Genomic DNA, 22,692 nt, shown 5'->3' with positions numbered 1-22,692 from the left:
GGGCTGGTACGGAATCGCATGTCGGTCTCCTCTGGGTCACGGGCCGGGCTGTCCGGCCCCACCGCACCCCCGCGGACTCGCCGCGGGGGACGGAAGGGTCGGTCAGCGGCCCCGCCGGAAGTCGGCGAGCATCGACTTGAGGACGAGCAGGCAGACCGTCGCGCAGACCGCGCCGACCGCGACGGCGACCGCGAGGAGAGCGGCGGCCATGGCGAGGAAGGACAGGGCGACCGCGCCGCCGAGGCCGGCCGCGACGTACAGACCGACGGGCCGTTGGACGGGCTGCATGGTCTGCTGCACCACGGGGGTCTGCTGTTGTGCCTGCTGGGCGGCGAGGACGGCGGCGACGATCCGGACCATCTCCGTGTTGTCGGCGGCCTCCGTGACGGCGGCCTCCGCCTTCTGCAGGGCGTCGCTCATGACCGGGCCTCCACCACTTCGCGGCGCAGGTCGGTGGCGTCACGGCGCGACAGCCCGAACTCGTCCTGCAGCGCCTTGATGGTCACCGGACGGCGAGTCGACCTGACCACTTCCTGATTCATCCGGCGGGCCTGTCGCCGCAGTTCAGCCGGGGTGAGCGTGACAACCTCGGTGACCACCTGGCGGGCCTGCTCGGCGGGTACCGCAGCGGTCACCTCGGCGGCCGGGGCAGGGGCGTCCTCCTCCTTGAAGCTGTCCCACATGAACTGGACCGGGCGCTCCGGGATGACCAGCGGGGCCAGCTCGGCAACCGTGACCGTCTCGGTCACACCTGCGTGGCCCTCTGCCCCATGCAGGTCGGCAACCGTGGTCATGTCCCCACGGTCGACGGTCGCCTCGGCGGACCACGGTGACGGTAGATCGATGGTGGCAAGGGAGGCCGCGTGTCGGCGGGCCGCCAGCAGGTCGAGCAGCTTCTGCCGCTGCTCGTCGGAAGCGCCAGCCTGCGCCTTGCCCACGGCGACGGACAGGCGCCGGGCTACCCGGGCACGGCCACGCTGACCGGGCTTCATCTCGGACAGCTTCGTGGCCAGGGCGACCGCCTTCACGGTCCACCGGTCGCGGGAGATCTGCTCGGCCGACCGGTCACGGACCACGAGACCGAGCCGGGACAGCAGCCGCTCGCGTAGCTCACGAGCGAGCACAGCGAGCAGCGCGACCGACTCGGCGTCCGGCTTGGCGTGCCGCAGCTCGATCCCCATCGCCAGGTGCCAAAGCATGGCGGCGAGTACGGGGCCGACCACAGCACGGACGGTTCCGCCGACGAACCCGCTTTCGGAGTACGCCGGGATGACCTGTACTCCGGTGATCGCCCACACGAGTGCACCAGGCGTACCCGGGGCGCCCTGCGTCCGGATGTTCTGCCGGGCCATCAGGGCGGTTGCCAGCAGCGCCAGCTCGGCCGCGGCGAACATGGCGGTCCGCTCGGCTGTCGAGGTCATGCCGAGTTCGTGCTCGGCGAAGCGCCACGACGTGTCTGCGCTGTAGGCGGTGCAGGCGGCAGCAGCCAGGGCGGCGACCGCCACGGCGGCCGGGGTGCGGCGCAGGGGCCGCAGCAGGATCGCGGCCAGGGCCAGGACGGCGACGCCAGCAGCGCCGGCCGCCCACGGGTGAGTATGTGCCCACGTGGTCAGGGTGTTCATTCGCCCACCTCCGGGGCGGCGGCGCGCACGACACGGTGCGCGGCCAGGCAGGAGCCCTCACGGTCACGGCGCTCGACAGCGTCGACCAGCGCGGCCATCAGGACAGGGACAGGGGGGAGGGGCCGGGCTGACCGGCACACCGCACGCAAGGCGGCATGCTCGGTCGGCCGGCGGACCGGCCAGCGGGAGCTCACGCGATCTCACCCCGCAGCCGGATCGCCTCGGTGGCGACCTGGTCCAGGCGCTTGATGCAGTCGGCGAGGCCCTGCATGACGTGGGGGACGTCCTCGGCGGGGAAGTCGTGCTCGAGGTCCAGGACCACGGAGACGACCGGCACCAGCTCACGGAAAGGCGCCCACGAGATACGGGCGTGCATCATCGGCAGCCAGCCGTGCGCCTCCGTCGTCGCCCCCGCCTTCACCCGCACGCTGTTGTGCGTGATGTCGTCCCGGAACGTCAGGCCGCCCAGCTCGGCGCCGTGCCCGACGCACCAGCCCGGCTCGTCGAACTCCACCGGCCCGTGGTCGACGGTGTCGACGACGACCGTGCGGCTCACCGGTCCACCCCCGGATACGCGCGCTCGACGGCCTCGGCGAGCGCATCCATGACGGCCTGCTGCTCGGGCGGGTACGCCGTCAGCTGGCCCTGCGTCACGTACCGGTCGAGCTCGTAGACGGCCGCGGCGTGCAGCCAGCCCTCCACCTCGCGGCGCACCTCGTCCACCGTCAGGTTCACGGCGTCGCGGTCCGGGTTCATCTCGGTGAAGCCGATGGAGAGCGCCGTCAGCAGCTGCTCGCGGCTGAGGGCGTAGGCGACGCGGACCACCACGGCCGGCGTGACGTCCTCGTCGACGAACACCTCCGTCGGCCCGAAGACGGGCAGCTGCTCGTTCACGCGGCACGCCCCTTACGGCGGGCCTGGCGGTTCAGGCGGCGCACCGTCTGCGCGGTCAGCTCGTCCAGCAGGCCCGGTCGGCGGTCGGCGGGCACGTTGCGGTTACGGCGCGGCATCAGGCGACACCACCCTCGGTGCGCGTCGTGGTGAGCGGGGCCGGCATCGGCGGCACGTCCATCCCGAGCGCTTGGGCGAGCAGGTAGCGGGCGACGGTGTCGTGCTCCAGCTCGCTACGGTCGCGCGGCATGGTCAGCAGCAGCTCACCCGTCTTCCGCTGGACCACGGCGCCGAAGAAGTCGGCGTCGGCGATGTCGGAGTCGATGAGGGTGACGCCCAGCTCGTTGATGAGCACGGGCAGAGGGGTGTCCATCAGGTGCTCGACGGACGGCGTGGGCATGGCAGACTTCTGCACAGCGGTCTCCTGTGTACTCAGGTGATCCGTCAGGCCCCTTCACGGTGTTAGCGCACCGGGTTGGGGCCGCCCCCTTTTCTGGGGGCCGTTGGTCTTATCTAACAGCATGCGTTCCTACTTAGCAACACGAATGCGAGGCGACTTCGGAGCGTCATGGGCCCGAGGTGGACGGCACACCCGTCTCACACTCGTCTCACGGACGAGCGCACGCGTAGCTGCCTGACGGCGCTCTGACCTGTGCATTCCTACATCGCACGGACGGTTCGGCCCCTGTATGGACAGACGGTAAACTCCGTCCACGTGACTTCCGCTGCCGCCAAGCCCCGCATCCCCAACGTCCTCGCCGGACGCTACGCCTCCGCCGAGCTCGCCACGCTCTGGTCGCCCGAGCACAAGGTGAAGCTGGAGCGTCAGCTCTGGCTCGCCGTGCTGCGGGCCCAGAAGGACCTCGGGATCGAGGTGCCGGACGCCGCGATCGCCGACTACGAGCGCGTCCTCGACACCGTGGACCTGTCCTCCATCGCCGAGCGTGAGAAGGTCACCCGGCACGACGTGAAGGCCCGCATCGAGGAGTTCAACGACCTCGCCGGGCACGAGCAGGTCCACAAGGGCATGACGTCCCGCGACCTGACGGAGAACGTCGAGCAGCTGCAGATCCGCCTCTCGTTGGAGCTGGTCCGCGACCGCACGGTGGCCGTGCTGGCGCGCCTGGGCAAGCTGGCCGGCGAGTACGGCGAGCTGGTCATGGCCGGCCGCTCGCACAACGTGGCCGCGCAGGCCACCACCCTGGGCAAGCGGTTCGCCACCGCCGCCGACGAGCTCCTCGTCGCCTACGGCCGGGTCGAGGAACTGCTCGGGCGTTACCCGCTGCGCGGCGTCAAGGGCCCGGTGGGCACCGCTCAGGACATGCTCGACCTGCTGGGCGGCGACGCCGGGAAGCTGGCCGAGCTCGAGGACCGCATCGCCGCTCACCTGGGCTTCTCGCAGGCCTTCACCTCGGTCGGCCAGGTCTACCCGCGCTCGCTGGACTACGAGGTCGTGACGGCGCTCGTGCAGCTCGCCGCGGCCCCCTCCTCGCTGGCGAAGACCATCCGGCTGATGGCCGGCCACGAGCTGGTGACCGAGGGCTTCAAGCCCGGCCAGGTCGGTTCCTCCGCCATGCCGCACAAGATGAACACCCGCTCCTGCGAGCGGGTCAACGGCCTGATGGTCATTCTGCGCGGTTACGCGTCGATGACCGGCGAACTGGCCGGCGACCAGTGGAACGAGGGCGACGTGTCCTGCTCGGTGGTGCGCCGGATCGCGCTGCCGGACGCGTTCTTCGCGCTGGACGGTCTGCTGGAGACGTTCCTGACCGTGCTCGACGAGTTCGGCGCCTTCCCGGCCGTCGTCGCGCGCGAGCTCGACCGCTACCTGCCGTTCCTCGCCACCACCAAGGTGCTGATGGGCGCCGTGCGCGCGGGCGTCGGCCGTGAGGTGGCCCACGAGGCCATCAAGGAGAACGCCGTGGCCTCGGCGCTGGCGATGCGCGAGCAGGGCGCCGAGCGCAACGAGCTGCTGGACAAGCTGGCGGCCGACGAGCGCCTGCCGCTCGACCGCTCCCAGCTCGACGCGCTGATGGCCGACAAGCTGTCGTTCACGGGTGCCGCGGCCGCACAGGTCGCCCTCGTGGTCGGCCGGATCGAGGAGATCGTCAAGCAGCGGCCGGAGGCGGCCGGTTACACCCCGGGAGCGATCCTCTGACGCGTTTCACCCAGGCGGAGCTGGAGGCCGCCCGCGACCGTCTCGTGCCGGACGTCGTCGCGGGTGGTCTGCGCGTGCTGTTCTGCGGCATCAACCCGGGTCTGATGACGGCGGCGACCGGCCATCACTTCGCCCGCCCCGGCAACCGCTTCTGGCCGGTGCTGCACCTGTCCGGCTTCACGCCGAGGCTGCTGAAGCCGGCCGAGCAGCGGGAGCTGCTGTCCTACGGGCTCGGCATCACCAACGTGGTGGCACGCGCGACGGCCCGGGCGGACGAGCTGAGCGCCGAGGAGTACCGCGAGGGCGGGCGGCTGCTGGCGGCGAAGGTCACGGCGCTGAAGCCGCGTTGGCTGGCGGTCGTGGGCGTGACCGCCTACCGGGCCGCCTTCGACGACCGCAAGGCCGTGGTGGGGCCGCAGGAACGGCTCATCGGGGACACCCGCGTGTGGGTGCTGCCGAACCCCAGCGGCCTGAACGCGCACTGGACGGCGGCGACGATGGCGCAGGAGTTCGCCCGGCTGCGGGCGGCGGCGCAGAACTGACCGCCGGCCGGGGACGTCAGGGCCGCACCGTCAGGGCGGAGCCGTGTCCGTGACGACCAGGAGGATCTGTATCTCGTCACTCGGGTCGAGATCGGCCACGCCCAGCGCCGCCCAGCGGCCGTGCTCGCGCACGTGCCACAGGTACACGTCCCCCACCCGCAGGCTCAGCTCGGCCCACGGCTCGGGTATCGCCTCGGTCGCGGTCCGCAGCCGGACCGTCTGCAGACCGATGTGGTCCGGCTCGCCCCATCGCTGCGTCAACTTCCCTGCCAGGGACTCCTTCTGCGCATGGAACCGCTCCACCTCCGCGAGACGCACCGCCGCGTCCGCCGACACGAGGCCGTGACTGGTCGCGAGGGCCGCCGTGCGGTGGCCTGTGCCGACGAGATGGCTGTCGAGGTCCATGCGATCCAGTAAACCCGCCCCCACTGACAATTGGCGGGCCGTCAGTCCGCGGTCCGCTCACCCGCTCAGCGCCCGCACCCGCTGCGCACCCGCGGGCACCACCGCTGAGCCGTGACGGCTGACGGCTGACGGCTGACGGCTGACGGCTGACCGTGGCGTGCGACGAGGAAACCGGGCCGAGAGGAACGGTGCGTGACGGCATCGGTACGGATCCGGCACTCGCCCGGGTCCGCCGCGCCGAGTACGATCCGCCCAAACACCGCACGAGCTGGAAGGACGGACGTTGGGGCAGTTGACCGGCGGGGATCCCTCGCTGCTGCGAAGGATCAATTCCGCGGTGGTGCTGCACGCGCTGCGTGCCGCGGACTGCGCGACGCTCACGGAGATCACCCGCGTGACGGGGCTGTCCCGGCCGACCGTCGAGGGTGTCGTCGAGGACCTCATCGGGGCCGGCCTCGTCGTGGAGAAGGCGGCGGACGAGAGCGCCACCCGGCGGCAGGGGCGGCCCGCGCGACGGTTCCGGTTCCGGGCGGAGGCCGGGCATCTGCTGGGCCTGGAGATCGGTTCGCACCGGGTGGCCGCCCTGCTGGCCGACCTGGACGGGCGGCTGCTGGGCGCGCAGTCCAAGGAGGTGGACGAGTCGGCGCCGGCGGACGAGCGGCTGGAGCGGCTGCGCGGCGCGGTGGCGGAGCTGTTGCGCCGGGCCGGCGTCCCGCGCAGCTCGCTGCGGGCGGTGGGGGTCGGCACGCCGGGGATCGTCGAGGCGGACGGCACGGTGCGGCTGGGCACCGCGCTGCCGGAGTGGACGGGGCTGCGGCTGGGCGAGCGGCTGAGCCGCTCTTTCAAGTGCCCGGTGCTGGTGGAGAACGACGCCAACGCGGCGGCCGTGGCCGAGCACTGGAAGGGCGTCGCCACCGAGTCCGACGACGTCGTGTTCGTGCTGGCCGGGCTGAGTCCGGGAGCGGGTTCGCTGATCGGCGGGCGGCTGCACCGGGGGTACGGCGGGGCGGCCGGGGAGATCGGCGCGCTGCACCTGCTGGGTCGTGAGGTGACGCCGGAGACGCTGTTGTCCACCACCGACGAGCCGCTGCATCCGCTGGACGAGCCGGCGGTCGCGGCGGTGTTCGCGCAGGCCCGGGGCGGTGACCAGCGGGCCCGGGCAGCGGTGGACCGCTTCATCCAGCGGCTCGTGCACGACGTGGCCGCGCTGGTGCTGGCCCTCGACCCGGAGCTGGTGGTGGTCGGCGGCTGGGCGGCGGGCCTCGACGGCGTCCTGCCCCCGCTGAGGGACGAGTTGGCCCGCTACTGCCTGCGGCCGCCGAAGGTGGCCCTGTCGCTGCTCGGCGAGGCGGCGGTGGCCACGGGGGCGCTGCGACTCGCCCTCGATCATGTGGAGGAGCAGTTGTTCGCGGTGGAGGGAACGGTGACGGCGCGGCGCTGAGGCCGGCCATGTCCCGGCGCCCGCCCGTGCGGCGCCGCGCCGTGCCGCGCACCGGAGGGTGCCGGGGCGCGGCACGGACGTCCGCCCGTGTCGACGCAGGCCGTTCAGGGGGCCTGCCGCTCATGCCCCGGGCGGACGGGGCGTTCAGGAGGCCTGGTGCTCCGGACCGTGGTGTATCTCCACGCCGCCGGACGCGCCGAAGGTCAGCCGGCAGGTGTCCGCGCGGTACGTCGCGACGGAGAGGGCCGCGGTGCGGCCTTCGGCGAAGAAGCGGGTGGTGACGACGAGGACGGGTGCGCCGGGCAGCCGGTCGAGTTCCCTGGCGTCGTCCGCGCGGGCCGAGCCGAGCTCCACCGCGCGGTCCTGGCCCTGCAGTTCGAGGTGTTGCAGCTCGCCCAGCGCCGCACGCGCGCGGGCCGCCTCCGAGGGGGCGTCGAGCGCGGCCGGGTCGGGCAGTGACGCCGGGGGGATGTAGAGGAGTTCCGCGGCGACGGGCTGGCCGTCCGACACCCGCGAGCGGCGCACGATGTGCACGGCCTGGTCGCGTGCGGTCTGCAGGGCGGTGGCGACGGCCGCGGGCGGCACGGCGAGGGTGCAGTCGACGGGCTGCCAGGCCTCGTCGTCGGCGCCGGGCCACAGCTGCCGCTCGCCGCCGACGGCGACGCCCATCCGCGGCGGCGCCACGGTGGTGCCGACGCCGCGGCGGCGCTGCAGCCTGCCTTCCAGTTCGAGCTGCTCCAGCGCCTGGCGGAGCGTCGCGCGGGCGACCCCGAAGCGGGCGGCCAGCTCTCGCTCGTTGGGCAGGATCTCACCCACGGTGAACTCGGAGTCGAGCGCTTCGGTGAGCACCGTCCGTAGCTGCCAGTACTTCGGTTCCGGTACCGATTCCAGTTGCGTGGTCCCCACCCTGTCCTCCGCAATCGCCGTGGTCCGGCGGCGTTTTTTCGCGCCCTTGTTTATTAAAGGTTGTTGTACTTCTCTGCGACCATAGGGCGACCCCCACCCTTGGTCAAGACCAATCCTCGACCCCCGTGGTCGCCTAAGGGGCTCTTGGGGGAAAGCGTTTACGGAGTGTTCGTGCGGGCGTGCCCTGGTGACACTGCGGCAACGTGCTCGCCGTACGGCGAAAAGCTCCCCCGACGTCCCGCACATCCGGCCCGGGAGGGGAGTTCGCGCGTTCACTCAGCTGGGGCCTACCCGCCGGTAGTAATTGCTGACAAGCTGTCTACGGCGTCCACCGGCCAGTCCAGACGAGGAGCTCCCATGTCCGCCACCGTCTCCTTCACGGTCCCCTCCCCCGGCGGCCCGCTGCCGGTCACCGTGTCCTACACGCGCGCGGGCAAGGGCGAGCCGCTGCTCCTGCTGCACGGCATCGGCCACCACCGCCAGGCGTGGGACCCGGTGGTGGACATCCTGGCCGCCGAACGCGACGTGATCGCGGTGGACCTGCCGGGCTTCGGCGTCTCCCCCGCCCTGCCGGACGGCCTCGCCTACGACCTGCCCACGACCACCGCCGTGTTCGGGGCCTTCTGCGAGGCGCTGGGGCTCGACCGCCCCCATGTCGCGGGCAACTCCCTGGGCGGCCTGCTCGCCCTGGAGCTGGGACGCGAGAAGCTCGTGCGGACCGTCACCGCCTTGTCCCCGGCCGGCTTCTGGTCGGAGGCGGAGCGCCGCTACGCCTTCGGCGTCCTGGTCACCATGCGGGGGATCTCCCGTCGGCTGCCGCTGCCCCTCGTCGAGCGGCTGGCGAGCACGGCGGCCGGCCGCACCGCCCTCACCAGCACCATCTACGCCCGTCCCGGCCGCCGTTCACCCGAGGCCGTGGTCGCCGAGACGCTGGCCCTGGCCCAGGCCACCGGGTTCGACCAGACCCTGCGGGCCGGCGCCGCCGTCCGGTTCACCGACGACCTGCCCGGCGTGCCCGTCACCGTCGGCTGGGGCACCCGCGACTGGCTGCTCGTGCGCCGCCAGGGCGTGCGCGTCAAGCAGATCATCCCGGCCGCGCGTCTGGTGCGGCTGCCGGGCTGCGGCCACTGCCCGATGAACGACGACCCGGCGCTCGTCGCCCGGGTGCTCCTCGACGGCAGCCGCTGAGACGACGGCACGGTCCGCCACCCCCGCTCCCAGGGCGACCCCGGCCCCGACGAGGGCGCTGCCGGCGGCCTGGGCGGGGCCGTAGGAGCCCGTTCCCACCAGCGGCGCGGCGCAGGCGGCCCCGACGGGCACCCGGGGGTCCCGCACGGTGGACGGCCGGGCGGCGGGCGAACGGCCGGAGGAGGCCGGCGGATCGGAGGGTACGGGCTGGGCGGGGACCGGCGGGGGCGAGGGCGCCGGAGCCCGCCTCGTGCTCGGCTACGCGCACCTGTCGCCCGCGCGGATACGGGACGGTGTTCGGCTGATGCGGGAGGCCGCCGGCCGGTGCCGCGCGTCGGATCCCCGCGGCGGCGCGGCCGGTTGTTCACTCGTGGTTTCCGTGCGCGCTGCGGCGCACCAGTAGGTGTGGTGGTGCACACCGGCCGGTTCCCGCCCCTGGAGGCCCTTCCATGTCCCACCGTCCGTTCCCCGGACGCCGCGGCGTCCTGCGCGGCTCGCTCGCCGCGTCCGCGGCCCTGACCCTGCCCGCCGCCGTCGGCGCGGCCCCCGCCTTCGCACGGTCCGGGCGGCCCGGCGCGGGATGGGGCGTCCAGACCGGGGACGTGACCGCCGACTCCGGGCTGGTGTGGGTGCGCTCCGACCGCCCGGCCCGGATGATCGTCGAGACCTCGGCCACCGAGTCCTTCCGCGGCGCCCGCCGTTGGCACGGTCCGCTGCTCGGCGCCGGCACGGACTTCACCGGCACGACCCGTCTGCACGGCCTGCCGGCCGGCGAGCAGATCCACTACCGGGTGCTGCTCGCCGATCCGGACGACCCGCGCCGCACCGGCGAACCGGTGACCGGAACATTTAGGACCACGCCCCTCGGACGCCGGCGCGGGGTTCGCTTCCTGTGGTCCGGGGACCTCGCCGGGCAGGGCTGGGGCATCAACCCCGAGCTGGGCGGTTACCGCATCTACGACGCGATGGCGAAGCTCGACCCCGACTTCTTCCTCTGCAGCGGCGACAACATCTACGCCGACGGCCCGATCACGGCGACCCAGGCGCTGCCCGACGGCAGACTGTGGCGCAACGTCGTCACCGAGGAGAAGGCGAAGGTCGCCGAGACGCTCGCGGAGTTCCGCGGCAACTTCCGCTACAACCTGCTCGACGACAACCTGCGCAGGTTCAACGCCCAGGTGCCGTCCGTCGTCCAGTGGGACGACCACGAGGTCCGCAACAACTGGTACCCGGGCGAGGTGATCGCCGACTCCGACGCCCGTTACACGGAGAAGAGCGTCGACGTGCTCGCGGGGCGCGCCCGGCGGGCGTTCAGCGAGTACTTTCCGATCTCCACCCAGCGTCCGGGCGCCAAGGAGGGCCGCGTCCACCGGGTCGTGCGCCACGGCCCGCTGCTCGACGTGTTCGTGCTGGACATGCGCACGTACCGCAACGCCAACTCGCCCGACGACCAGCGGACGGATCCGCAGGGCATCCTGGGCGCCGAGCAGTTGGAATGGCTGAAGCGGGAGCTGTCGCGCTCGCGCGCGGTGTGGAAGGTGATCGCCGCCGACATGCCGCTCGGGCTGGTCGTGCCGGACGCCACCGAGGGCAGGGCGAACATCGAGGCCGTCGCGCAGGGGGACCCGGGCGCCCCGCTGGGCCGTGAGCTGCAGATCGCCGAGCTGCTGCGGTACGTCAAGCACCGGCGCATCACGGGCACCGTGTGGCTGACGGCCGACGTCCACCACACCTCGGCGCAGCACTACCAGCCCTCACGGGCCGCGTTCACCGACTTCGAGCCGTTCTGGGAGTTCGTCTCCGGCCCGCTCAACGCGGGCGCCTTCCCGGCGAGCGCGCTGGACGACACCTTCGGCCCGGAGCGGGTGTTCGTGAAGGCGCCGACCGCGTCGAACGTGTCGCCCGCGGGCGGGTACCAGTTCTTCGGCGAGGTGGACATCGACGGCGACAGCGGTGAGTTGACGGTGCGTCTGCGGGAGCAGGACGGGACCGTGCTGTTCACGCAGGTGCTCCAGCCGGGACGGGTCGGGCAGTAGTCCGGCGTCCCGTACCCTCGAAACCGTGCCGCGCACCGGCGTCATCCCCCGGTGCGCGGCGCCGTCGCATCCCCGGGCGGCACGGCGATCGCGATCCTGATCCTGACCATGATCGTAGAAGGATTAACATAACGGGCATTCGTAGCCTTTACCCATCAGTCACAAATCGTTCGTGATCACGCAACACCGTTCCTTCACAGTGGGCGCATGACTCGAGACATGTCTGATGTGACGCGCACGAAGAACGGACGCCCGGTGCACCACTGGCGGCGGGACGTGGTGGAACTCGCCGCGCTCTTCACGGCCGTGGCCGTGGCCGACGGCATCGCGAACCTGGTGGGACACGGACCGGACGGTCCGGTGCTGCTGGCCGTCTCCGCCGCCGTGCTCGTGGCCACGGCCGGGTTCCACACCTGGTGGGCACGGCGCCACGGTCACGCTCCGCCCGCCGGCGATACCGGCGCCCGGCCGCTCTCCGCGGAGCAGCAGGCCGGGCCGGCGGAGCTGCCCTCGGGGGTCGCCGGAGGCAGTTCCCTGTGGCGGATGCGGACGACGGTGAAGGACGCCCCGGGGTCGCTGGCCGCGCTCTGCGCCGCCCTCGCCGCTCACCGGGTGGACATCCTGAGCCTGCAGACGCATCCGCTGGGCGAGGACACGGTGGACGAGTTCCTGCTGCGATCCCCCGGCGAGCTCGCGGCCGCCGAGATCACCCGGGCCGTCTCCCTGGCGGGCGGTGACGGCACCTGGATCGAGCGCGCCGACGCACACGATCTGGTGGACGCGCCCACCCGGGTCCTGGGCCTGGCCACCCGTACCGCGCTGGACGCGGCGGAACTGCCTCTGGCGCTGAGGCAGTTGCTCGGCCGGTGCACGATCCGCTCGCTGCCCGCCGCGTCGAGCATCAGGGGCCGCGGCGCGGAGGGCGTGCCCGTGGAGGGCGTGCTGGAGGACACCGTGATGCGGCTGCGGGCGCCGGAAGGCGGAGTGATCACCGTGGAGCGGCCGTACCTGCCGTTCACGCCGACCGAGTTCGCCCGGGCGCGTGCCCTGGTGGAACTCGACGCCCGCCTCGGACCGCGGATCCCGCGCGGGCAGGACGTGCTGACGCTGCCCGAGGGGGGCGACATCACCGTGCGCCGGGCCGACACCGGTGATCTGGAGGCGGCGAAGGCGATGCACGAGCGGTGCTCGGCGCGCACGCTCGGGATGCGCTACCACGGGCCGGTCGGCGACGCGGACCGCTACCTCAACCACCTGCTCAGCCCGCGCTTCGGCCGCACCCTCGCCGTGCAGACGCCGTCCGGCCGCATCGTCGGCCTCGGCCATCTGCTGTGGGACGGTGACGAGACCGAGGTCGCGCTGCTGATCGAGGACCGGTGGCAGCGGCGCGGGATCGGCGCCGAACTGCTCGGCCGGCTGGTGGCGATGGCCGTCGAGGCGCGATGCGAGAGCGTGTACGCCGTGACGCAGGCCTCCAACACCGGGATGGTGGCCGCCATGCGCGGTCTCGGCCTCCCGCTCGACTACCAGATCGAGGAGGGCACCCTCGTCATCACGGCCCGGCTGCAGAGGGCCGGTGCGCAGTCGGCGTCCCCACGCCGGGACGAACGCGTCACCCGCGACTGAGACGACGGTGCGAGGACGGGCCCGGCGGCGGCTCACCGCCGGGCCCGTCCCGCGTCGCGGGCGCCGCTCAGACGGCGGCGGTGCCGCGCTCCGGCGAGGGAATCGTTTCTTCGGAACCGGCCCGACCGGCCGAACCGGCTGGACCTGCCCAAGCGGCCGTACCAGCCGTACCAGCCGAACCGGCTGCACCGGCCGAACCGAGGGAGGCGGCCGCGCCGGCCGGAGAAGCCGCGGCGCCCGCGCCGAGCGCTCCTCGCAGGTCGTCCCACAGGTCCTCGACGTCCTCCAGCCCGACCGAGAGCCGCAGCAGCCGGTCGCTCACGCCCGCGCCCCGGCGGTCCCCCGTGTCGACGATGCGGTGGCTGATGGACGCCGGATGCTGGATGAGCGTGTCGACGCTGCCCAGACTGACGGCCGGAGTGATCAGCCGGACGCCGGCGATCACCTCGTGCGGGTCGCCGTGCACCTCGAAGGCGATCATCGCGCCCCCGATGCGCGGATAGCGCACGCGGGCCACACGCGGATCCGCGGCCAGCCGCCGGGCCAGTTCGGCGGCGGTCGCGGAGGCGGCCCGCACCCGCACCGGCAGCGTCGACAGGCCGCGCAGCAGCAGATAGCCGGCCAGCGGATGGAGCACGCCGCCGGTGGCGAACCGTATCCGCCGCAGCACCCCGGCGAACTCCTCGTCGCAGGCGACCACGCCGCCCAGCACGTCCCCGTGACCGCCGAGGTACTTGGTGGCGCTGTGCAGGACGAGCCGCGCGCCCTGCTCGACCGGGCGTTGCAGCACGGGCGTGGCGAAGGTGTTGTCGGCGAGCAGCGGGACCGAGCCGCAGGCGTGCGCGACGGCCCGCAGGTCGACCTCGGCGAGCGTGGGATTGGCCGGCGTCTCGACCATGACCAGCCCCGTCTCCGGCCGCAGGGCGTCCGCGATCCCGGCGGGGTCGGTCCAGGTGACCTCCGAACCGAGCAGTCCCGCCGTCAGCAGGTGGTCGCTGCAGCCGTAGAGGGGGCGCACGGCGACCACGTGCCGCAGCCCCGTCGAGGCGCGCGCCAGCAGCACCGCGCTGAGCGCCGCCATGCCGCTGGCGAAGGCGACCGCGCTCTCGGCGCCTTCGAGACGGGCCAGCGCCGTCTCGAAGCGGGCGACCGTCGGATTGCCCAGCCGGCCGTAGACGGGCGGGCCGTCCGGCTCCGCGCCGGTCGCGGCGAACGCGTCGATGCGGGCCGCCTCGGCGCGGCTGTCGTGGGACGGGTAGGTGGTGGACAGGTCGATCGGCGGGGCGTGCAGGCCCTGCCGGGCCAGGTCGTCCCGGCCGGCGTGCACGGCCTCGGTGGCCAGTGCGCGGGGCGCTCCAGAGGTGCGTACGCCGTCGTATGCGTGCGTGCTCGCAGCGGATGAGTCCATGGACCGCAGAGTGAACATCGCACGGGTTCGGCAGGGGGGACACCGTGCTACGTTCGGCCGATGGCCGAATCCGTCGTACTGGACCCGGTCGATCTGCAGTTGCTGCGCCTGCTGCAGAACGACGCCCGGACCACCTACCGCGACCTCGCCGCGCAGGTCGGCGTCGCGCCCTCGACCTGTCTGGACCGGGTGACACGGCTGCGCCGCAGCGGCGTGATCCTCGGGCATCAGCTGCGGCTCGATCCGGCCAAGCTGGGGCGCGGTCTGCAGGCGCTGCTGTCGGTGCAGGTCAGGCCGCATCGCCGGGAGCTGGTGGGGCCGTTCGTGGAGCGGATCCGGGCGCTGCCCGAGGCGCTGACGGTCTTCCATCTCACCGGGCCCGACGACTATCTCGTCCATGTCGCCGTCGCGGACATGGCCGATCTGCAGCGGCTCGTCCTCGACGAGTTCACGTCGCGGCGGGAGGTGGCCCGTGTCGAGACCCGGCTGATATTCCAGCAGTGGGACTGCGGTCCGCTGCTGCCGTCCACGGCCCCCGGGCCCACGCCGTGAGGTGCGCCGCCGGCGCCTTCAGGACAAACGCCGTGACGTGCGCGGCCGACCCGTACGAGGATGGGGCGCATGTCACAGACCAGCAACCCGCTGCCCCGCGAGGTCGCCGACGGCTACGTCGACGACCTCATCGCCCTCGACCCGGTGACCGGCACCTACCTCGGCGTGCAGGAGAGTTCGAGCCGTCTGCCGGACTACTCGCCCGCGGGCCGGGAGGCGCTCGCGCGGCTCGCCCGGGACACCCTGACGAAGCTCGACGAGGCGGAGCACAGGCCCGGCGCGGACCGTGACGTCGAGCGTCGCTGCGCCCGCCTGCTGCGGGAGCGCCTGACCGCCGAACTCGCCGTGCACGAGGCCGACGAGGGGCTGCGCGCCGTCGGCAACATGTCCACGCCGGCGCATCATGTGCGCGAGGTGTTCACGGTGACGCCCAACCGGACCGACGAGGACTGGGCGGCGATCGCCGAGCGGCTGCGCGCGGTGCCGGCGGCGCTCGCCGGCTACCGGGAGTCCCTCTCCCTCGGCCTGGAGCGCAAGCTGTACGCCGCGCCGCGGCCGACCGCCACGTTCGTCGAGCAGCTGACCCAGTGGTCGGACCCGGACGGCGAGGGCCGCGGCTGGTTCGAGGGCTTCGTCGCCACGGGACCCGAGGCGCTCCGCGCCGAACTGGACGAGGCGGCCCGCGGGGCGACCGCGGCGGTCGTGGACCTGCGGGACTGGGTGCGCGACGTGTACGCGCCGACCTGCGAGGGCGCGCCCGACACCGTGGGCCGGGAACGCTACGCCCGCTGGGCGCGCTACTACAACGGCACCGACCTCGACCTCGACGAGGCGTACGCGTACGGCTGGGCCGAGTACCACCGGCTGCTCGGCGAGATGAGGAAGGAGGCCGAGAAGATCCTGCCGGGGGCCCCGACGCCCTGGGTGGCGCTGGCCCACCTCGACGAGCACGGCAGGCACATCGAGGGCGTCGACGAGGTCCGGGACTGGCTGCAGGGCCTGATGGACCAGGCGATCGACTCGCTCGACGGCACCCACTTCGAACTCGCCGAGCGGGTGCGGAAGGTGGAGTCGCGGATCGCCCCGGCCGGCAGCGCGGCGGCCCCGTACTACACGGCCCCCTCGGAGGACTTCTCGCGGCCGGGCCGCACCTGGCTGCCCACCATGGGGCAGACCCGCTTCCCCGTGTACGACCTGGTCTCCACCTGGTACCACGAGGGCGTCCCCGGCCACCACCTCCAGCTGGCGCAGTGGGCGCACGTCGCCGGCGACCTCTCCCGCTACCAGGCCTCCGTCGGCATGGTCAGCGCCAACGCCGAGGGCTGGGCGCTGTACGCGGAGCGCCTGATGGACGAGCTCGGCTTCCTCACGGACGCCGAACAGCGCCTCGGCTACCTGGACGCGCAGATGATGCGCGCGGCCCGGGTCATCGTCGACATCGGCATGCACCTGGAGCTGGAGATCCCGGCGGACTCGCCGTTCCACCCGGGTGAGCGCTGGACGCCCGAGCTGGCCCAGGAGTTCTTCGGCGGGCACAGCAGCCGCCCGGCGGACTTCGTCGAGAGCGAGCTGACCCGCTATCTGTCGATCCCCGGTCAGGCCATCGGCTACAAGCTCGGCGAACGGGCCTGGCTGCTCGGCCGGGAGAAGGCCCGCGAGCGCCACGGCGACGCCTTCGACCTCAAGTCCTGGCACATGGCGGCCCTTTCGCAGGGTTCGCTGGGTCTGGACGACCTGGTGGACGAGCTCGCCCGGCTCTGATCACCGGCGCCGTCGGCGGCTCGGGACCGCCCGGCGAACCGGGCGGGTCAGCAGCCGCAGGCGGCCGCGTCCACGGGGGCGGTGAGCGGGTCGGCGGCGCGCTGCTCGCGTCCCTCCCCGGTCTCGTAGGCGAAGCCCTCGCGCGCCCAGTACTCGAAGCCGCCGAGCATCTCCTTGACCCGGTAGCCGAGTTCGGCGAGCGCGAGGGCGGCGCGGGTGGCGCCGTTGCAGCCGGGGCCCCAGCAGTACGTCACCACCGGGACGCCTCGGTCGAGCAGTTGCTCGGCCTGCTCGCGGACGAGTGCGGTGGGCAGGTGCACCGCGCCCGGGACGTGGCCCTGGTCCCAGGACTCGGTGGAGCGGGAGTCCAGGACGACGAAGCCGGGATCGCCGCCGGCCGCGAGGGCGGCGGCCACGTCGGAGACGTCGGCGTGGAAGGCGAGGCTGGCGCGGAAGTGGGCGGCCGCCTCCGCCGGGGTGGCGGGGGCGACGCGCAGGACGGGGTTCACTGCGGTCGCGCCGGTCGATGCGGTCGATGCGGTCATCGTGGGGCCTCTCTGCACTGGTGGCCGACGAGCAGAAATCTACGGCCGGCGATGATCTCCCTGAAGGGGCGTTCCACGGCGTGAGCCTTGCCGGGCCGGGATTTCCCTGCTACTCCTCGGAGATGACCGTGTATTCCCCGGACGCCACCGACTGGCGCATTCTCGAGGTCCTCCAGCGTGAGGGGCGGGCCAGTTTCGCCGACCTGGCGCGTGCCGTGGCGATGTCGGCGAGCGCTGTCACCGAGCGGGTGCGGCGGCTGGAGGAGGCGGGCGTCATCCAGGGCTACGCGGCCGTCGTGGACCCCGAGCGGCTGGGGCTGCCGATTCTGGCGTTCGTGCGGCTGCGCTATCCGCACGGCAACTACAAGCCGTTCCACGATCTGGTGGCCGTCACGCCCGAGGTCCTGGAGGCGCACCATGTGACCGGCGACGACTGCTTCGTGATCAAGGTCGCCGCCCGCTCGATGCGCCATCTGGAGGAGGTGTCGGGGAAGATCGGCGCGCTCGGGTCGGTGACGACCAGCGTGGTCTACTCCTCGCCGCTCCCCCGGCGCCCGCTGGGCCGGTAGCCACGCAGCCGCACCGTCGAACCCGACCGGCCCTTGACGACCTCCAGCTGGGCGTGGATCCGCCGGCGCAGGTCGCCCACATGGCTGACGATGCCGACGCTGCGGTCACGTTCGCGCAGGGAGTCCAGGACGTCGAGCACCTCGTCGAGCGTCTGGTCGTCGAGGCTGCCGAACCCCTCGTCGATGAAGAGGGTGTCGAGGCGGACCCCGCCGGCCTCGTCGGTGACGACGTCCGCGAGGCCGAGGGCCAGGGCGAGCGAGGCGAAGAAGGTCTCGCCGCCCGACAGCGTGGCCGTGTCCCGCTCGCGGCCGGTCCAGGCGTCGACGACGTGCAGCCCGAGCCCGCTGCGGCCGCGGCCGGCCCGGTCGTCCGAGTGGACGAGGGTGTAGCGCCCGGCCGACATGCGCTGCAGCCGGACGGTCGCGGCGGCCGCCACCTGCTCGAGCCGGGCGGCCAGGACGTACGCCTCCAGGCGCATCTTGCGCTCGTTGTCCGCGGAGGTGCCGGCGGTGAGGCCGGCCAGGCGGGCCACCCGGTCGTGCTCCTCGCGCAGCGGCGCAAGCCGGCGCACGCCGGCGCTCGCGCGCGCCGACAGCTGGTCCAGTTCGGCGCAGCGGCGGGCCGCCGCGTCCTGGGCGGAGGCAGCCGCGCGCAGCCGTTCGGCCGCGTCGGCCGCCGCCCGTTCGGCGGCCGCGAGGTCGGCGGGGGGCCGGCGGGCCGCGGCCAGGGCGTCGGGTTCGGCGAGGGCGGCCCGTACGGCGGCCTCCTCCGACTGCCAGGCGTCCAGGCGTCGTTGCAGCTCGCGGTGGGCGGTGTCGTCGAGGAGGGCGTCGGCTGCGGCCTGCGGGGTGTCGAAGCCGGCCCGGAACGCGGCCTCGTCCAGGCGACCGTCGGCGGCCTTGAGACGCTCGGCGCTCTCCTCGGCGGCGCGGGCGGCCTCGGCCGCCTCGGCGAGCAGGGCCGCCTGCCGCTCCAGCTGGGCGGCTCGCTCGGCGACGCTGTCCGCCGTTCCCCTGGCACGCGTCAACTCCTCCTCCAGCGCGAGCTGTTCCCGCTCCAGGCGCTCGCGGTGGCCCACCCGGGAGGCGGCGCGTACGGCGGCCTCGCGCTGCGCCGCCGTACGGCGTTCGTGCTCCTGCTCGGCCCGGCGCAGCTCCTCGCGCGCGGGGTGCAGCGCCGAGGCCTCCCGGCGGGCCTGCGCATAGGCCTCCTCGGCCGCCAGCGCCTCGGCGGCGAGACGGTCCGTCGGGGCGTCGCCGGCCTCGGCGGTGGCGACGGCGAGCGCCTCCCGTACCCGGCCGAGCCCGCGCTCGGCCTCGGCCTGGCCTTCCTCGGCCCGCCGGTAGGCGGCGAGCGCCTGCCCCTCCGCCTCGCGGTCCACGTGCCCGGCGCCCTTGCGGGCGGGCGCGGGGTGCTCGGTGGCGCCGCAGACCGCGCAGGGTTCGCCCTCGGCCAAGGTGGCGGCCAGTTCGGCGGCGATGCCGTTCAGGCGCTGTTCCCTGACGTCGAGCCAGTGCTCGCGGGCCGTCTGCGTCCGTTCGCCGCAGGCGAGGGCGGTGCGCCGGGCGGCCTCCAGGTCGTCGGTCAGCTCCTCGCGCCGCCGGGCCGCCTCCAGGCGCCGCTGTGCGGGCTCGCGCCGGCCGTCGAGCTGCTCGGCGCGGGCGGCGGCCTCCTGGGCGCGTTCGATGCGGTCCCGCAGCTCGGTGCGGACGGCGTCCCAGCCCGTGAGCCAGGCGTCGGCCTCCGCCAGGACGTCCTCGTCGTCGCGTTCGCGCCGGTCCAGGTCGGCTCGCTCGACGGCGAGGTCGGCCAACCGCCGCTCGCCCCGACGGGCCGATGCGAGACCGCCCAGCTCCTCGGCGGCCCGGCGTGCGGCGGCGGCGAGCCCGGCGGCCCCGGAGTCGGCGAACCGCTCGGGCAGCCGGGCACGCGCGCGTGCCGCGCGGACGGCGGCCTCCTCGTGCTCGACGTCGGCGGCCTCGCGCAGCTCCAGCGCCGGCGCCACCGCCTCCGCCTTGCGCGCCCGCTCCCAGCGCTCCCGCGCCTCCTGATGGGCGCCGGCCCGCTCCTGAAGCGCCTCGGCCCGCTCCCGCGCCGCGGCGAGCCGCCGCTGCAGCCGGTCGAGTTCGCGGACGTCAGCCAGGGCGCGCTCGGCGGCGGCCTGCGCGGACTCGGCGGCGAGGCGGCCGCAGTGCGCGGTCGTCAGCAGCTCGCGGGCGGTGCTGCGGGCGACGGCGGCGGCGCCGAGCACCGCCTCGGCCAGGCCCGGCTCTCCGGGGGCGAGTTCGGGCAGCTCCATGGCGTCCCCGGCCACCTGCTGCATCCGGTGCGCGTCGGCGAGCAGCGCGGAGTCGCCCTCGCGCACCCGCGCCTCGGCGCCGCGCCGGCGCTCGGCGAGCCGCTTCTCGACCTCGGCGAACCGCCGGGTGTCGAAGAGGCGGCCCAGCAGGCGGCCCCGTGCTTCCGCGTCGGCGCGCAGGAAGCGGGCGAAGTCGCCCTGGGGCAACAGCACGACCTGGCAGAACTGCTCGCGGCTCATGCCGAGCAGCTGGGTGATCTCCTCGCCGATCTCCTGGTGGGAGCGGCTGAGTTCCTTCCAGGCTCCGGCGGCCGTGTCGTACTCGCGCAGCAGGCTCTGGGCCTTCTCCACGGTGGTGCCGGCGCCCCGCTTCTTGGGCCGCTCCCAGGGCGGCTGCCGGGAGACTTCCAGCCGACGTCCGCCGACGGTGAGTTCGAGGACTGTCTCGGTGCGCGTGCCGGGCGCTGCGTGGTCACTGCGCAGGTTCGCGCCCTGGCCGCTCTGCCGGGCGCCCGGCACGGAGCCGTACAGGGCGTAGCACACGGCGTCCAGGACGGAGGTCTTGCCCGCGCCGGTCGGTCCGTGCAGCAGGAAGAGGCCGGCCGCGGACAGCTCGTCGAAGTCGACGCTCTGGGCGCCGCCGAAGGGGCCGAAGGCCGTCAGGTCGAGCCGGTGCAGCCTCACCGCGCCACCTCCTGGACCGCGTCGTCCGCGCGGACGGCGTCGAAGGCGTCCCGCAGCACGCCCCGCTCGCCGGCGTCGGGCCCCGCTCCGCGCACATGGGCGACGAAGTCCTCGGCGATCTCCTGGTCGCTGCGGTCGGCCAGGCGGCGGGCGTAGGAGACGTCGGGGTCGTCGGGCGCGCGCTCCGGGGCGAAGACGAGACTGAGGGTGTGCGGGAAGCGCTCGGCGAGCCGGGCCATGGGGTCGGCGGGGCGGACGGCGTCGGTGAGCGTCGCCTCGACCCACGCCTCCTCGTGACGCGCGAGCGCGGGGTCGGCGAGCAGTCCCTCCAGCGTTCCCCGGATCCGGGCCAGCGCACGGGGGACCGGACAGTCGACGCGCTCGGCGGCGATCTCCCCGGCGGCTCCGAGGTCGATCAGCCACATGGTCTTGCGGTGCGCGCTCTCGGAGAACGAGTAGGGCAGCGGGGAGCCCGAGTAGCGCACCCGCTCGGTGATGGTCTGGCAGCCGTGGAGATGACCGAGTGCGGTGTAGTCGACGCCGGCGAAGACTCCGGCCGGCACCGAGGCGACCCCGCCGACGGTGATGTCGCGCTCGCTGTCGCTGGGCTCGCCGCCGGTGACGAAGGCGTGGGCGAGGACGACGGAGCGCGTTCCCCGCGAGCGGGCGGCGAGGTCGGCGCGGACCCGGTCCATCGCGGCGGCGAGCACGGCCTCGTGGGCGGCCTTGTCCACGCCGAACTGGTCCTTCACCAGGGCGGGTTCGAGATAGGGCAGGCCATAGAAGGCGACCTCGCCGAAGGCGTCGTGCAGGACGACCGGCGTGCCGGCCGCCGCCGGATCCGTCCGCAGGTGGATGCCCGCGCGTCCGATGAGGCCCGCGCCCACGCCCAGCCGGCGGGCCGAGTCGTGGTTGCCGGAGATCATCACCGTGGGGACGCCGAGGTCGGCCAGCCGGTGCAGGGCGTCGTCGAAGAGCTCGACCGCGGCGAGCGGCGGCACCGCGCGGTCGTACACGTCTCCCGACACGACCACGGCGTCGACCTCGCGCTCCCGCACGGTCGTGACGAGGTGACCGATGAACTCGGCCTGGGCGCCGAGCATGCTCACCCGGTGGAACGCCCGGCCGAGATGCCAGTCGGAAGTGTGCAGGAGCCTCATGATCCCCGAGACTAACGGCCGGGTCCGACAGCCCGGGCGGTTACTCCCGTATCGCACCGTCATGACAGCCACACCAATGGGGCGTGACGGACATTTCACCCAGCCGTTCGCTCGATGCGTCGCACCTCACACGTCACGCGCCCGCCCGCGTCGGTCAGGCGTCCCCGTACGCCTCGCCGCCGAGCTCGAACCCGGCCGTCCCCGCGGTGGCGTCCGCCAGCCAGGCGCGGAACGCGTCCACCTCGGCGTCCGGCAGGCCGATCCCGACGGTGACCTCCTCGCCGTAACGGACCTCGCGCACCTCGCGACCGGTCGCGTGCAGGTCGTTGAGCACCTTCCCGGCGCGCTGGTGGTCGACGGTCACGGTGGCCAGCCGGAAACGACGACGGGTGAGGACGTCGAGGGCGTCGAGCGCCTCGCCGACCGCGCCGCCGTACGCCCGGATCAGGCCTCCGGCGCCGAGTTTGACGCCGCCGTAGTACCGGGTGACGACGGCGACGACGTACCGCATGTCGCGGCGCAGCAGCATCTGCAGCATCGGGACGCCCGCGGTGCCGCCGGGCTCGCCGTCGTCGCTCGCCTTCTGCACGCGGGCGTCGGCTCCGATGACGTACGCCCAGCAGTTGTGGGTGGCGTCGGCGTGCTCCTTGCGGACCGAGGCGACGAAGTCCTGGGCCTCCTGCTCGGTGGCCGCCGGGGCGAGGGCGCACAGGAAGCGGGACCGGTTCACCTCGGTCTCGTGCACGCCCGCGCGGGCGACGGTGCGGTACTCGTCCTGCATCCGGTCAGCCTATGCGGTGATCCGATCACCGCCTCTTCGCCGGCGCGGGCGCGCGGCCCGCGCGCGGGGTTGAGGTGACCGGGTTCGCGGCCACCGGCGTCCGTGATCACGGCCGGC

At 73.8% G+C, this 22,692-nt stretch carries 20 protein-coding genes and 1 pseudogene; 9 read left to right on the top strand and 12 right to left on the bottom strand.

Translation table 11 applies throughout. From position 1 onward, the window contains the following. Positions 1 to 102 precede the first annotated feature (102 nt). The 5 genes and pseudogenes from ACFVYK_RS12875 to ACFVYK_RS12855 all read right to left on the bottom strand — a co-directional run bounded on the left by ACFVYK_RS12875 (position 103) and on the right by ACFVYK_RS12855 (position 2,928). On the bottom strand, positions 103 to 420 hold the full coding sequence (locus ACFVYK_RS12875; protein WP_389772320.1) for a hypothetical protein: 318 nt from the start codon (positions 418 to 420) through the stop codon (positions 103 to 105). Between the two features lie 401 nt (positions 421 to 821). Next, positions 822 to 1,622: pseudogene (locus ACFVYK_RS12870) on the bottom strand (hypothetical protein); the annotation flags it as partial. 190 nt (positions 1,623 to 1,812) lie between these two features. After that, on the bottom strand, positions 1,813 to 2,178 hold the full coding sequence (locus tag ACFVYK_RS12865) for a DUF6907 domain-containing protein (RefSeq protein WP_389772318.1): 366 nt from the start codon (positions 2,176 to 2,178) through the stop codon (positions 1,813 to 1,815). Next, entirely contained in the window at positions 2,175 to 2,516 is a 342-nt protein-coding gene (locus tag ACFVYK_RS12860) for a hypothetical protein (protein WP_389772315.1), read from the bottom strand. Before ACFVYK_RS12860 ends, ACFVYK_RS12865 begins: the two co-directional genes overlap by 4 nt. 115 nt (positions 2,517 to 2,631) lie before the next feature. Continuing rightward, the gene (locus ACFVYK_RS12855; protein WP_389772313.1) at positions 2,632 to 2,928 is read right to left on the bottom strand and encodes a hypothetical protein; all 297 of its coding nucleotides are present in this window, start codon (positions 2,926 to 2,928) and stop codon (positions 2,632 to 2,634) included. A 300-nt stretch (positions 2,929 to 3,228) separates the two neighbouring features. On the opposite strand from ACFVYK_RS12855, the gene purB reads away from it, so the two are divergent. After that, positions 3,229 to 4,671 carry an adenylosuccinate lyase gene (gene purB, locus ACFVYK_RS12850; RefSeq protein WP_389772310.1) on the top strand — a complete coding sequence of 481 codons (1,443 nt, stop codon included), beginning with the start codon at positions 3,229 to 3,231 and terminating at the stop codon, positions 4,669 to 4,671. Next, positions 4,668 to 5,213, top strand: coding sequence for a G/U mismatch-specific DNA glycosylase (gene mug, locus ACFVYK_RS12845; protein ID WP_389772344.1), 546 nt, complete (start codon positions 4,668 to 4,670; stop codon positions 5,211 to 5,213). The genes purB and mug overlap by 4 nt, the downstream gene beginning before the upstream one ends. 30 nt (positions 5,214 to 5,243) lie before the next feature. Here mug and ACFVYK_RS12840 read toward each other — a convergent pair whose 3' ends face one another. Next, entirely contained in the window at positions 5,244 to 5,618 is a 375-nt protein-coding gene (locus ACFVYK_RS12840) for a hypothetical protein (RefSeq protein ID WP_389772308.1), read from the bottom strand. Positions 5,619 to 5,901: 283 nt separating this feature from the next. Here ACFVYK_RS12840 and ACFVYK_RS12835 point away from each other — a divergent pair, with 283 nt between their 5' ends. Further along, a complete protein-coding gene (locus ACFVYK_RS12835) occupies positions 5,902 to 7,059 on the top strand; it encodes an ROK family transcriptional regulator (protein WP_389772306.1) in 1,158 nt (385 codons plus the stop codon). Positions 7,060 to 7,203: 144 nt separating this feature from the next. Here the strand turns inward: ACFVYK_RS12835 and ACFVYK_RS12830 are convergent, their stop codons facing one another. Next, on the bottom strand, positions 7,204 to 7,965 hold the full coding sequence (locus ACFVYK_RS12830) for a GntR family transcriptional regulator (protein WP_389772303.1): 762 nt from the start codon (positions 7,963 to 7,965) through the stop codon (positions 7,204 to 7,206). 357 nt (positions 7,966 to 8,322) lie between these two features. Here ACFVYK_RS12830 and ACFVYK_RS12825 point away from each other — a divergent pair, with 357 nt between their 5' ends. The 3 genes from ACFVYK_RS12825 (at position 8,323) to ACFVYK_RS12815 (ending at position 12,815) form a co-directional block, all read left to right on the top strand. Continuing rightward, positions 8,323 to 9,153 carry an alpha/beta fold hydrolase gene (locus ACFVYK_RS12825; protein WP_389772301.1) on the top strand — a complete coding sequence of 277 codons (831 nt, stop codon included), beginning with the start codon at positions 8,323 to 8,325 and terminating at the stop codon, positions 9,151 to 9,153. Between the two features lie 449 nt (positions 9,154 to 9,602). After that, a complete protein-coding gene (locus ACFVYK_RS12820) occupies positions 9,603 to 11,189 on the top strand; it encodes an alkaline phosphatase D family protein (protein WP_389772298.1) in 1,587 nt (528 codons plus the stop codon). Between the two features lie 255 nt (positions 11,190 to 11,444). After that, positions 11,445 to 12,815 carry a GNAT family N-acetyltransferase gene (locus ACFVYK_RS12815; RefSeq protein WP_389772341.1) on the top strand — a complete coding sequence of 457 codons (1,371 nt, stop codon included), beginning with the start codon at positions 11,445 to 11,447 and terminating at the stop codon, positions 12,813 to 12,815. Between the two features lie 67 nt (positions 12,816 to 12,882). On the opposite strand, the gene ACFVYK_RS12810 is transcribed toward ACFVYK_RS12815, so the two are convergent. After that, positions 12,883 to 14,223 (bottom strand): trans-sulfuration enzyme family protein, encoded by a 1,341-nt coding sequence (locus tag ACFVYK_RS12810; protein WP_389772295.1) that lies wholly within the window; start codon positions 14,221 to 14,223, stop codon positions 12,883 to 12,885. Positions 14,224 to 14,283: 60 nt separating this feature from the next. Here ACFVYK_RS12810 and ACFVYK_RS12805 point away from each other — a divergent pair, with 60 nt between their 5' ends. Next, complete coding sequence (locus tag ACFVYK_RS12805; protein ID WP_109000896.1) at positions 14,284 to 14,775, top strand: Lrp/AsnC family transcriptional regulator; 492 nt, start codon at positions 14,284 to 14,286, stop codon at positions 14,773 to 14,775. 69 nt (positions 14,776 to 14,844) lie between these two features. Continuing rightward, complete coding sequence (locus tag ACFVYK_RS12800) at positions 14,845 to 16,536, top strand: DUF885 domain-containing protein (RefSeq protein ID WP_389772292.1); 1,692 nt, start codon at positions 14,845 to 14,847, stop codon at positions 16,534 to 16,536. A gap of 47 nt (positions 16,537 to 16,583) precedes the next feature. Here the strand turns inward: ACFVYK_RS12800 and ACFVYK_RS12795 are convergent, their stop codons facing one another. Beyond that, a complete protein-coding gene (locus tag ACFVYK_RS12795; protein ID WP_389772289.1) occupies positions 16,584 to 17,081 on the bottom strand; it encodes a rhodanese-like domain-containing protein in 498 nt (165 codons plus the stop codon). 122 nt (positions 17,082 to 17,203) lie between these two features. Here ACFVYK_RS12795 and ACFVYK_RS12790 point away from each other — a divergent pair, with 122 nt between their 5' ends. Continuing rightward, positions 17,204 to 17,650, top strand: coding sequence for an Lrp/AsnC family transcriptional regulator (locus ACFVYK_RS12790; RefSeq protein WP_389772286.1), 447 nt, complete (start codon positions 17,204 to 17,206; stop codon positions 17,648 to 17,650). On the opposite strand, the gene ACFVYK_RS12785 is transcribed toward ACFVYK_RS12790, so the two are convergent. From ACFVYK_RS12785 to ACFVYK_RS12775, 3 genes are all read right to left on the bottom strand, one after another. After that, positions 17,611 to 20,634 (bottom strand): AAA family ATPase, encoded by a 3,024-nt coding sequence (locus tag ACFVYK_RS12785; protein WP_389772283.1) that lies wholly within the window; start codon positions 20,632 to 20,634, stop codon positions 17,611 to 17,613. The genes ACFVYK_RS12790 and ACFVYK_RS12785 overlap by 40 nt on opposite strands. Next, the gene (locus tag ACFVYK_RS12780; RefSeq protein ID WP_389772280.1) at positions 20,631 to 21,794 is read right to left on the bottom strand and encodes an exonuclease SbcCD subunit D; all 1,164 of its coding nucleotides are present in this window, start codon (positions 21,792 to 21,794) and stop codon (positions 20,631 to 20,633) included. Before ACFVYK_RS12780 ends, ACFVYK_RS12785 begins: the two co-directional genes overlap by 4 nt. A gap of 154 nt (positions 21,795 to 21,948) precedes the next feature. Then, positions 21,949 to 22,575: a YigZ family protein gene (locus ACFVYK_RS12775; RefSeq protein ID WP_389772277.1), complete on the bottom strand. Its 627-nt coding sequence runs from the start codon at positions 22,573 to 22,575 to the stop codon at positions 21,949 to 21,951. Between the last annotated feature and the right edge of the window lie 117 nt (positions 22,576 to 22,692).

The organism is Streptomyces sp. NPDC058291 (genome assembly GCF_042880855.1).
Taxonomy (GTDB): Bacteria; Actinomycetota; Actinomycetes; order Streptomycetales; family Streptomycetaceae; genus Streptomyces.
Note: the sequence above shows the minus strand (reverse complement) of the source record. Positions and strands in the feature narration are given on the sequence as shown.